This is a genomic window from Mesorhizobium sp. M0954 (genome assembly GCF_040319155.1).
Lineage (GTDB): Bacteria > Pseudomonadota > Alphaproteobacteria > Rhizobiales > Rhizobiaceae > Mesorhizobium.
In genome coordinates, this window is sequence record NZ_JAMYNR010000062.1 from 1 (window position 1) to 10,557 (window position 10,557).

Genomic DNA, 10,557 nt, shown 5'->3' on the forward strand with positions numbered 1-10,557 from the left:
ACGCATCAGCCGGGAGGGCATGATCAGCGTCGGCGGCAATTTCTACAGCGTGCCCGACGCCACCAGGCGCCGTGTCGTCGAGGTGCACACGCTGGCCGAAGAGTTGCGCATCTTCGAGGACGGCGCACTGATTGCCACCCATCCTATTCTCGAAGGCCGGCACCAGCGTCATGTCGAGCCGGGTCATCGCAACATCCACGTCCACAAGCGCCGACAAAGACTGAGGAACGACGAGGTCATTCTTCATGGCTCGGGCGACAGGGTCACTCAGCGCCCGTTGGCCTTCTACGATGCCGTCGCCCGGGTGATGGCGAAGGAGCAACGTCCATGACGAACGCGCTCGACACCACGCCATCCACCATCGACCGGATCCGCCACGACCTCGTCGGCCTGAAGATGCCGCGGGCGCTCGAAGCGCTCGATCATGTCGTGCGCCGGCTCGAGCAAGGCGAGATCGCCGCCCTCGAAGCCATGGACATCCTCCTCTCGGAAGAGTTGACCCTGCGCGAGAACAGCCGGATCAAGACGGCACTGCGCATGGGGCGCCTGGCCACGATCAAGACGCTCGCCGGCTTCGACTTCTCTTTCCAGCCCTCGCTCGACCGCGATCAAATCTTCACGCTGGCCCAACTCGGCTTCGTCGCCCGCTGCGAGGTCGTCCATCTCCTCGGGCCGCCCGATCCCACGACATAATGCACACCTCGCTATGTTATTGAAAAAGCTGGATCTGCTGATCCTGTGATTGTGATAATGGACTGTGTCCGCTCCTGCCGGAATGGTGCTGGATATCGAGTTGCTCGATATCTTCATGACGGATGATCCAGGGCGTACCCTTGCAATACTGCTCGGCCTTCAGATCGCCGGCGCGGATCATGCGCAGCACGGTCATTGGCCGCAGGCCGAGCTTCGCAGCCGTTTCCTGCAATGTATACTCGCCGCGCTCCGACCGTTCGTCCTTTTTGTAGACGGCGATGTCGTGCTGGTTGCGGAAAGTGCAGACACGGGACTGCGTCCATCCGTTCAGACGACCCGTGGTTTTGCCGAGCCGGTTGAGAAGCGATGCGATCGCTCTATCCGGCAATTGGCGTGCCAGGGCACGGATCAGGTCCTCGATGTCCGGCGGGGCGCCCCAACGGTGATGGCCTGCCTTGTTCTTCCTCACCGAAAGCGCGGTATGGTCGCCGCCCTGCCAATGCACCAGCATTTTGATGTGGTCGTCTTCGATGGCGACGACAATCTCGCGGATCACGGCACGGATGATCCGCTTGCGCGTGGTGGCGGTGGCGTTGGCATGATGCCATGCCAGTTCGAGATCGGCGCCCATGCGCAGCAGGCTCCGCCGTTCCTCTTCTCCCAGAGCCTCAGGCTTGTGGCGGTCGAGCGCGTCAAGCTCGTCCTGACGCTCGCGGACGGCTACGAGCGCGGCATTCCAGCGTCGCTCCAGTTCGCCTGCTACAAGCCGGTTGTCCGGGTCGACGGCGTCATACTGGCGGCGTGCATGGGCGGCTTCATAACGTGCCTGCTCGAGTGCGAGCTCCACATGGCGCCGCTTCTCTCCAGCCTGCACGGTGGAGGTCTCGATGGCCTTGATCGCCGCTTCCATGCCGAGCGGTTGAAGGCGTTGAAGAACCTCCGCGCTGACCGCCTGATCGACCCGCAACGATCCGAAGCCGATGCACGGGTCGGTTTCGTGGTTGACCTGCGCTCCGCGGCAATGATAGCGCCCCGTATTGCCGTTGCTGCCGGAATAGGAGACATGCAGCTTGCGGCCGCAATAGCCGCAGCGCAAGAGACCGCCGAGCAGCAACTCGCCCCGGCGAAGAGCACCGCGCGGCACCAGGCCTTTTCTTGTGGCATTGTCCGTGATCAGGCGCTGATTCCTCTCAAAATCGTGCCAGCTCAGGTAACCTTCGTGATGGTCGATGAGCAAGACCTCCCAGTCGGCGCGATCGCGCCTGATCCCACGCAAAATCCGTTTGCGTCCGGCCTCTATGGTGACTTTGCTGCAGGTTCGCCCGAACGCATAGGCGCCGGCGTAGATCGGGTTGGTGAGAATGTGGTGCACCGTATTGTAGACGGGCAGCTTCCAGACGATCGCCCTGTCCGCCGCGCGCGTGTAATTTACGGCAGGGAGCATAATGCCCTCGCGGCGCAACCACAGATGCACCTGCCGGATGCTCTGCAGTTCGTCGAAACGCCGGAATACAAGATCGATCGCCTCGCGGATCCGCAGGTCCGGGTCTTTCTCGACCCGGTTCCGGCCCGACTTGACGTAACCGATCGCCACCGTCAGGAAAAGTTCGCCCCGTCGTGCCTTCTGCTTCAGGGCTTCGATCGAGCGGGCCCGCAGGATCGAAAGCTCCAGTTCGCTCATCGTGCCCTTCATGCCGAGCAGCAGCCTGTCGTTGGGATGACGCGGTTCGTAGATGCCGTCCTCATCGATGATGAGCGTTCCGACAAGGCCGCAAAACTCGATGAGCGTATGCCAGTCCCGGCCATTGCGGGCCAGCCGGGAGGCTTCAATGGCGAGGACCGCACCAACCCGACCTTCGCAGATCGCCGCCAGAAGCTTCTCAAAGCCCGGACGGCTGATGCCAGACCCTGAACGACCGAGATCTTCATCGATGACGATGGCGTCTTTCCAGCCAAGGGACCGCGCTCGCTCGGCAAGGCCATATTGGCGTCGCCGGCTCTCGGGATTGTTGACGAGTTGATCGGCCGTCGACTGCCGGACATAGACATAGGCACCGCGCGCGAGATGTTCAGCGGTGATCTTCATGATCTGCCTCCCGTCCCGTCTGGCTCACCACCGCTTCCCTCAGCAAGGTCTCGATCAGCGGGAGGGTGCGTTCCCGGACTTCGCCTGGAAGACTCGATGGCGGAGCCTTCTTGGAAAACAGGTCTGGCTGGTCGGTTCGGCATTGCCTGCGCTGCATGGTCGTCTCCTGGCTGGCGTGAGTCGCTCTGCAGAAAACGTAGACATGCATCGACCTCGCGGCGCAGGTCGCGCAGGCATGAAAGGGGAAAACGGGGCGCCTCGCGAACCGCCATCGTCAGGGCGATCTCTTCCGTCATCCAGATCGGAATCAGCGCCAGGCTGCCATCCGGTTGTCGCCCGACATAGGCCGGCTCACCGCAATAAAGCTGATGGCCTGTGACGAAAATCTCCCCGCCCGAACGTGGATGAAAGGCGTAACGGACAATCTTCTTTGCCTCGCCATCCTGATAACGGGCATTATGAGCCCAGTCCGCCCGGCACAGGCAAGAGCCATCTGGCCATCGCCCTTGCCGTCGAAGCCGTGAAGGCCGGAAAGAGCGTCTATTTCTGCACGCTCGCCGAACTCATCGCCGCACTGGCAAGGGCCGAACGCGAAGGCCGCCTGCAGGAACGCATCCGCTTCTTCTGCCGGCCTGCTCTGCTCGTTGTCGACGAGATCGGCTACCTGCCCGTCATCCACGGTGGCGGCAATCTGTTCTTCCAACTCGTCAACGCCCGCTATGAGAAGGGCGCCATGATTCTCACCTCAAACCGCGGCTTTGCCGAATGGGGCGAGGTCTTCGGCGACCCTGTCGTCGCAACCGCACTTCTCGATCGCCTGCTTCACCATGCCGTCGTCGTCCAGATCGAAGGATCGAGCTATCGGCTCCGCCAGCACGCCGAGCTCATGCCCGAACACCTGCGATCAAAAGCCTCCATCACGCCGCCGACACTAAATGCATCGCGGCCGCGCGGCCGGCCACCGAAAAATGGACACCCTCCGCGACAGCCTGAGCGGCGAAACCGGGGAATTTTACTTCGGCACTTGGGGAAAATTCGAGCGGCATTGACACCGATCATTGTGATCCAGCAGGCCGGGCTCGATGGCTTTTGGATCCATCGCGTGTTGGAGGCCGAAGGGAGCGAAAGTCGCGTCGTCGATCCGGCGTCGATTGCGACTTCGCGCCAGCGCCGCCGCGCAAAGACCGACAAGATCGACGGCGAGGCGCTGGTCCGGGCGTTGCTGGCCTACAAGCGAGGCGCGAGGAAGGAGGACCATTGCGGCATTACGCGTGAGCCAACGCCTGCTGTTCGCCCAAGGCCTGTCTGGCTATGAGCCGCTGCGCCGGTGCAAGCGAGTGGAGGCGCTCCGGCGATGGCCGACACTTGCCGGCACATCTGCAGGCGCAGGTCGGCTGGGAGCTCGACAGGCTCGAGCTGCTGCTGGAGCAGATTAAGGCTGTCGAGGCCGGGCGCGATGCTGCGCTTTCTGCCGCGCCGGTCGTCTCGCCGGCTCCGGCGATGCTGCTCGACCCGAAGGCATCGGGCCAGAGTTTACCGCTGTGTTATGGTCGGAGGGGCTGTCGCGTCATTTCGACAACCGACGACAGGTTGTCGATGGCGCGAGAGAAATGCATCCACTGGCCACTATGCTTGAGGTTTCGTCGACATGCCATCTACCGGGGACGATCACTGACTGTCAAACCGGCGCCCCGTGAACATCGCAACTCTCCGAAATTCGTCGAGACGCTCCGCGCCACAGCGCCGGTCGTCAAAGCGGCTGCAACAAAGCCTTCATGTAAATTTGCAGAATCTTTGCGACCGCAGATCACTGACAATAGTACATTTACCATATGGTCTGACGTCAGGCACGGCTAAAATAGCTTCTGCGATGTACCCTCGGACCGCCGCACAATACGCAATGTCGGAGTCAACGGCCAATGGCAAGAAGAGCGCTCATCCTGCTTGAAGGTTCAAGGTATAATGGTCCGCTATACGTCCAGGCGGCCCAGCGTCTTGGTCTTCATCCAATTGTCCTGTCGGCTGATCCAGCTCAATACGACTATCTTGCGGCGGAAGGCATTGAGGCAATCCGTGTCGATACAGGCAATCTCGATGCGCTGATCCGCGAATGCTCCCGGCTGCATGCAACCTATGACATTGCTGGCATTACGTCTGTCGGGGACTCGTTCTATGCGACAGTTGGCAAGCTCTGCCGCCATTTCGATTTACCGGGACCTAACCCCACATCGATTGAACGATGCTGCGACAAATTCAATCAACGTCAGCTTCTCGCGGAAGCCGGCGTTCCAATCCCTGCTTATCGCTTGGCAACGAATGCGACGGAGGTGGAAAGCTCTGCCGATGAAATCGGGCTGCCGGTGATTCTTAAACCAGCCGTAGGTGCCGGCAGCAGAGGTGTCCGATTGTGCCGCGACGCCGATGAGGTGGCCGAACATACCACGTATCTGTTGGGCGGGAAGCACGTATGGCAGTCCCCGCCGAGGATACTGGTCGAAGAATTCGCACAGGGCCCGCATTATAGCATCGACATAATGGGAAATGAGGTCATTGGGATTGGCGCCCTTGACTTCTGCCGCCCACCCCATTTCGTCTATCGAGAACTCACCTACCCGGCCGTGCTGAATAATGACGAGCATAATCGTATCGCCGATGTTTCGCAGAGCTGTTTGCCAGCTCTCGGCCTTGGCTGGGGGCCAACGAATATTGAACTCCGGTGGACGACGCGTGGTCCAGTCGTCATCGAGGTCAATCCGCGTCTTCCAGGTTCGCCCGCTCCTGAACTGGTTCAGCTGGCTTACGGTGTCGATCTCGTAGCCGAGCACATCAAATTGGTTATCGGTGACGAATGGAATTTGCGCAGAAGCCAGTCGCAGACTGCGATCGCGCGGTTCCTAGTTCCTTATCGCGAGGGCACCCTCGATTGGATCGGGGGCGACAAACGGGCGGCTGCTGTATCCGGTGTCGCCGAGGTCAAGTTGTATATTGAACCCAAGACGCCGATCGTTAGAAAAGGCGATACCGGAGATCTTATCGGATATATCATCGCCGCTTCCCCCACCCATACCCGGACCCGGGCGATACTTCAGCGTGCCGTCGACTTAATTGACTGGTCGATTACACCATTTTCGACCTGACGTGAGACCCTAATCTCTCTAGCAGAGAGAGAGAGAGAGAGAGAGAGACCTACGTTGCCGCGCCGATAATATAACGGACGTAGCCGCCGATACAGGAAGGTTTCAGCGCCAGGAACGTAAAGTATTCGGCGCTGTACACGTCGCAAACCTTGACGTACTCGCCCGTGAACTATGCGCAAGCCGTTGATTTAGCTTACTGATTGATAAAGATCGGCGGTTTTGTATTGCAGGATTTGCGGTGATTGAGGGCCATCTTCTTGCAATTTGATTTTGCGTTTTGCTGGTGGGCCCAATTGATTCATGTTTGGATGCCCCCCGGTTTTGCAAGCTGGTTTTGAACAGCGCAGAGCATGCGGTCGAGTACGGTCATGTGTCAGGCCTCACAACTGCGGCTCGCCGGTATGGAGATGCGCGGATCAGGTTCCAAATCACTGTGGGCGAGCTCGTGGCTCCGTGAATCACACTGGCTTTCCTGATCCCGATCTGATCGATCATTTGCCCTTACGTTCGCGACCTCCTGGCAACACCGATGGACGATTGGCCCGATCAGGCTGCCGCCACCGGATTCCAATAATTCTCCTTCTTCGTGAGCATGGTCCATACAGCTCGTGCCACCTTGTTAGCCAGCGCGATGGCGACCACCAGGCGAGGCTTGCGACCGATCAGGCCGGCCAGCCAAGATCCCTTCGGCGCGCCGCGGCGGGCGGTCCATCGCACCACGGCCATGGCGCCGATGATCAGCAGTCTGCGGATGTCGCGCTGACCCATTTTCGAGGTCTTGCCAAGGATCTGCTTGCCGCTGGTTGAGTTCTGCAGAGGCACAAGCCCGAGCCAGGCGGAGAAGTCGACAAGGCCTTCCTCGAGCGGCCGATCGAGGGCGATTGGCCATACTTGTGGATCGAGCCACCTACCTCAAGGTGCGCCGCCGTGGACGCATCGTGTCGGTCGCCGTCATCATCGCCGTCGGCGTCAATAGTGATGTCCTGCGCGAGGTGCTGGCATGGAGATCGGCACCTCGGAGGCCGAGCCGATCCGGACGGAGTTCCTGAGAAAGCTAACTCGTCGTGGCCTGCGCGGCGTCAACTTGTCGTCTCCGACGCCCATGAGGGCATCAAGGCTGCGGTCTCGAAGGTGCTGCGCGCCACCTGGCAGCGGGTTGCGCCAGACGACCATGTTGCCAGGAGGCGGGTCATGTTTGCGGGCGAGATAGCCGCCAAGCATGGCGATTTGCAGCAGGTAGGCGGCGAGCGTGGGCCGTTGGACGTGTGGTCGCGTTCGGGACGCGTCGATCTGGTCGAGCGCAGTGATCTCGGCCACGGTGAGAACGCTGTCGGGCGCGGCGTCTGGCTTGGCACGCGCCGACATAGTGACGAAGAATATGCGCCAACTGACCACCGCGATGAGGGCGAGGAACTTGGCCAGCCTCTCGGCGGTTTCGAGCCTTGCCTCCTCCGCACGGCAGCCGGCTTCATGACCTTGTGGGACACCTCTGCCTTCCAGCGCAGGGCGTACCAGCCAAGCTTTTCGGCCGCCGCGGAGAGATCTTCGACCGGCAAGTTGGTCACCAGCTGCCAGTCGATCGGCTCGCGACCGGGCGGCGGATCTTCTTCGAGGGCGTGGATGTAAGTCAGAACCAGCGGACTGTAGCGCTTTTGCTTGCCCACGGGCGGCAAGGTGTTGATGGCGGCGAATTCACCTGCAGCCGGGTCGTCTCGTTCTGATCGACCGTAATGCGATGACGTGCCGCCCAAGGCGTCGCCGCAGTGGGCAAAGACGCGATGAGCAGGATCGTGTGGGGCAGCATCGGCGGCCGCTCGGCCAGCCTGTTCGTCTGCACCCGCACAATGAAGCTCCTACCAAGGTCTTGCGCCGTGCAATAGAGCTCGTAGATATCTCTCTCCCGGTCACCCACATGCACGCAGCGCTCGGGCGCGCCAACGATCGCGATGGGTTGGCGCAGGTTCTCCAGCCAGCGGTAGCTCTCTTTCGTCTCGATCGGCACGCGCGTGGGATTGATGTGCCCCTTGAGCGCGAGCGTTCCCTTAATTTCGTTCGTGTCCAGAATTTCACCGCCGTCAGACCGAGGGGTGTGCCGGTGAGGGTGACGGCCAAGCTCGAATGCATCAGCATCCCGCATAAGGTCAGCACGTTGGGCTGCCCAGCCTTGTAGCGCCCGGCGTTGATGGTCTTGGTGAAGCCGATTTTGCCCGGCTGCGCGCGACTGTAGATAAATTCGGTCGTGTCCTGCAGGATAAGGATCGGACCTTCGCTCGCCGCAACGCGCCGCAGTCGCGGCGAAATGGCCGGCGAGAACGCTATGTTCGGTCACACGCGGGTTGTCAAAGAAGCGGTAGGCCGCCTTCGCCGCTGCTCAGTCGCCACAGGCCGACCGGGATCGGCTTGCCCGGCGCTGCTGACAGCTGATCCAGCAACCGCTGAGCCGGCGGACCAGGCGCTTGTCGGGAAGGGCCGCCGCGCAAAGCTCTTCCTGCCAAGCCGCTGCTGCTGGTCTTGTCTCGAATCCGTGACGCCTCCGTGAAATCACGGCAGATTCATACGCGGCAATAGGCCCCGCACACGATTTGGGCAATTGAAAGCCTCGCCGGAGGCGTACGCCGCCGCCAACAACCAGCATCAGCCTCAACGACGGAACAGTAGCCTCCGCACGCCGAAATGCAGGTAGCTCGAGGAGACCAGTTGAAAGATGAAGAGGCATCCAGAGTTGAATGGAGCCGTATGACCGAAGGATTACCGCGGATTTCCCGGCGTATTATTTGCGCGAAAGAGCAGCGAACTATAAGCCGAGGGCTGTCCAGCTATCCTCGACCCAAACGGTTCGTTAGCCGCTGCAGGATACATTCGTTCGTGGATTTGGCGCGCCAGGGAAATGGCGCGTTCATAATCGCTGTGCAAGTGCACACGCAACGCGGAAGAATCAAGCTCTGTCACCGCGGACCTTGATCCAATTGGGACGGAGCGAGTGTTCGTGCGCGCGACAAGCCGCAGGGCAAAATCGATGTCGCTTAGAATGCATATGCCCACGCCGTGGCTGTCCTCCACCCGGATCGCGTTGATCTCGTGTCGAGCAAGAAGCGCGCAAAGGTTGTCGCATTCTTGAATGCTGGCGCATGACAACACCGGGGCGTCGCGAGCCACTGTCACGGAACAGGCGTTTCCATGGCCTGTCACAAAAGTGCCCGCGACGGCTCCGTCGCTGGTGAGCGATTTGCAAACAATGGTGACCCCGTGCTTTTCGGCGTAGTCTACCGCCCTGTGGTGCAGTACCTTTGCGCCATGTCGCGACATCTGTAGGATCGTGCGATAGGCAATCTCCGGAATCAGTTGTGCTCCTGGGACAAGACAAGGGTCTGCTGTATAGATGCCCGGAACATCCGAGTAGATTTCGCAAGCGTGCTCCCCCAATATAGACGCGATTACGACAGCTGTCAGATCAGAGCTGTTTCTGCCGAGCATCGTTAACCTGCCGGACTGGTCAATTGCCTGGGCGCCCGCAGCAATGACAACGTCATGCTCCTGAAACGCTGCAATAGTTGGCTTAGGATCTACGCTTTCTATTGACGCGCGACCGAAGTCTGAATTTGTACGTATCCCGAGGGAATAGGCGTTCAAGGACGTTACGGGAATCCCTAACCGGCTGACGGCGGCCTCCAAGAGGCAGGTACTGAGCATCTCTCCGGTTGCGAGTGCCGCATCGAGGTTCGATGGTGATGCTTGCTTGTTGACGTTGAGCATGACTGCTTTCAGGTTGCCAGTGGTGCCCGACATCGCGCTGACCACGGCAACGATTTTGTTTTTGCCAGCCGCCAGTCGGTCGGCTATGTGCCCAGCAACTCGACCGTAGTCTTTGGGATGCAGAAAAGAAGAGCCGCCGAATTTCAGAACCGTCGCGTTCATGTTCCACCAATCGCGTTGTTGGCATTGCAGCTGTGCGATGATGCCGGAGGGGTTGAATTCTCACTTCACTTGACAACCCGGGCCTGCTCTGAGACCCGCCATTCTCGCCGCCTGATCCGCAGCGCACTGATATCCATGCGCCCCAATTCAGCTCCTGCAAAGCCGGCAGGTCCCGCACGTTGCCGCCATTCGCCAAGGTTCGGAAATGGTAGCTCAACGCTTTCCGCCGCAAGATATTCGCACTGAGCCAGATCAGCCGACAGAGTAATTGGATTGAAGCCAAGACGCTCAGCCGCTTGGACGTGGAGCGGACCATTACCCCTATGGCCTTCAACAAGGATGAGCGCTTTTCTTGCCATGGGTTTTTGGCTCCGAGGTTTCGTGCTGTGCGGCGGCCCGAGCGCAAACAGTCATCAGCTTTTTATCCGTGCCTGATCTCAGAGTTTGAGGTGAAGGTACCATTGTCAGCGCTTGGCAGTCGCAAAGATTCTGTAAACTTAGTTGAAGGATCTGTTGCAACGTTTTGGTGCCGGCCGTGTGGCACGAGCTCTCGACGAATTTCCGAGGGTTCCGATGTTCAAAGGTCGCCAGTTTGACCAGTAAGTGATCCGCTTTTGTGTGCGCTAGAGTATCCGTGTTGGTCAAGGGAGAGATGGTGTCCAGGTCCGATTGTCCCTGAGTAGTGCGTTTGCGAGGATGATGAGCTTTCGCATGATGGCTGTGATG

Annotated in this window: 8 protein-coding genes and 5 pseudogenes; 7 read left to right on the forward strand and 6 right to left on the reverse strand. The window is 60.0% G+C overall.

The window, feature by feature from the left end:
* The coding region (locus NKH93_RS33800) for a Mu transposase domain-containing protein (protein WP_502896547.1) at positions 1-331 on the forward strand (331 nt) is incomplete at its 5' end.
* Positions 328-678: pseudogene (locus NKH93_RS33805) on the forward strand (ATP-binding protein); the annotation flags it as partial. The gene NKH93_RS33800 and the pseudogene NKH93_RS33805, both read left to right, overlap by 4 nt.
* Positions 679-709: 31 nt before the next feature.
* On the opposite strand, the gene NKH93_RS33810 reads toward NKH93_RS33805, so the two are convergent.
* Positions 710-2,779, reverse strand: a complete 2,070-nt coding sequence (locus NKH93_RS33810) for a recombinase family protein (protein ID WP_352976310.1) — start codon at positions 2,777-2,779, stop codon at positions 710-712.
* Positions 2,763-2,936 (reverse strand): hypothetical protein, encoded by a 174-nt coding sequence (locus tag NKH93_RS33815; RefSeq protein WP_156933500.1) that lies wholly within the window; start codon positions 2,934-2,936, stop codon positions 2,763-2,765. The genes NKH93_RS33810 and NKH93_RS33815 overlap by 17 nt, the downstream gene beginning before the upstream one ends.
* Positions 2,937-3,248: 312 nt before the next feature.
* Here NKH93_RS33815 and NKH93_RS33820 point away from each other — a divergent pair.
* The 3 genes and pseudogenes from NKH93_RS33820 to NKH93_RS33830 form a co-directional block, all read left to right on the forward strand.
* Positions 3,249-3,749 (forward strand): annotated as a pseudogene (locus NKH93_RS33820) (ATP-binding protein); the annotation flags it as partial.
* Between the two features lie 75 nt (positions 3,750-3,824).
* Positions 3,825-4,371: pseudogene (locus tag NKH93_RS33825) on the forward strand (transposase); the annotation flags it as partial.
* Between the two features lie 327 nt (positions 4,372-4,698).
* A complete protein-coding gene (locus tag NKH93_RS33830) occupies positions 4,699-5,916 on the forward strand; it encodes an ATP-grasp domain-containing protein (RefSeq protein ID WP_352976312.1) in 1,218 nt (405 codons plus the stop codon).
* Between the two features lie 546 nt (positions 5,917-6,462).
* Here NKH93_RS33830 and NKH93_RS33835 read toward each other — a convergent pair.
* Positions 6,463-6,762, reverse strand: a pseudogene (locus NKH93_RS33835) (transposase); the annotation flags it as partial.
* Between the two features lie 6 nt (positions 6,763-6,768).
* Here NKH93_RS33835 and NKH93_RS33840 point away from each other — a divergent pair.
* Both NKH93_RS33840 and NKH93_RS33845 read left to right on the forward strand, forming a co-directional pair.
* Positions 6,769-7,071 (forward strand): annotated as a pseudogene (locus NKH93_RS33840) (transposase); the annotation flags it as partial.
* A gap of 36 nt (positions 7,072-7,107) precedes the next feature.
* Positions 7,108-7,542: a hypothetical protein gene (locus tag NKH93_RS33845; protein ID WP_352976317.1), complete on the forward strand. Its 435-nt coding sequence runs from the start codon at positions 7,108-7,110 to the stop codon at positions 7,540-7,542.
* 1 nt (position 7,543) lies between these two features.
* On the opposite strand, the gene NKH93_RS33850 is transcribed toward NKH93_RS33845, so the two are convergent.
* The 3 genes from NKH93_RS33850 to NKH93_RS33860 all read right to left on the reverse strand — a co-directional run bounded on the left by NKH93_RS33850 (position 7,544) and on the right by NKH93_RS33860 (position 10,190).
* Positions 7,544-8,053, reverse strand: coding sequence for a hypothetical protein (locus NKH93_RS33850; RefSeq protein ID WP_352976313.1), 510 nt, complete (start codon positions 8,051-8,053; stop codon positions 7,544-7,546).
* Between the two features lie 611 nt (positions 8,054-8,664).
* Positions 8,665-9,831, reverse strand: a complete 1,167-nt coding sequence (locus NKH93_RS33855) for an amino acid kinase family protein (RefSeq protein ID WP_352976314.1) — start codon at positions 9,829-9,831, stop codon at positions 8,665-8,667.
* A 65-nt stretch (positions 9,832-9,896) separates the two neighbouring features.
* Positions 9,897-10,190, reverse strand: coding sequence for a hypothetical protein (locus NKH93_RS33860; protein WP_352976319.1), 294 nt, complete (start codon positions 10,188-10,190; stop codon positions 9,897-9,899).
* Positions 10,191-10,557 lie beyond the last annotated feature (367 nt).

Coding starts and splice junctions, on each gene's coding strand:
- NKH93_RS33810 (WP_352976310.1), bottom strand. CDS start 2,779: ATGAAGATCACCGCTGAACATCTCGCGCGCGGTGCCTATGTCTATGTC.
- NKH93_RS33815 (WP_156933500.1), bottom strand. CDS start 2,936: ATGCAGCGCAGGCAATGCCGAACCGACCAGCCAGACCTGTTTTCCAAG.
- NKH93_RS33830 (WP_352976312.1), top strand. CDS start 4,699: ATGGCAAGAAGAGCGCTCATCCTGCTTGAAGGTTCAAGGTATAATGGT.
- NKH93_RS33845 (WP_352976317.1), top strand. CDS start 7,108: ATGTTTGCGGGCGAGATAGCCGCCAAGCATGGCGATTTGCAGCAGGTA.
- NKH93_RS33850 (WP_352976313.1), bottom strand. CDS start 8,053: ATGCGGGATGCTGATGCATTCGAGCTTGGCCGTCACCCTCACCGGCAC.
- NKH93_RS33855 (WP_352976314.1), bottom strand. CDS start 9,831: ATGAACGCGACGGTTCTGAAATTCGGCGGCTCTTCTTTTCTGCATCCC.
- NKH93_RS33860 (WP_352976319.1), bottom strand. CDS start 10,190: ATGGCAAGAAAAGCGCTCATCCTTGTTGAAGGCCATAGGGGTAATGGT.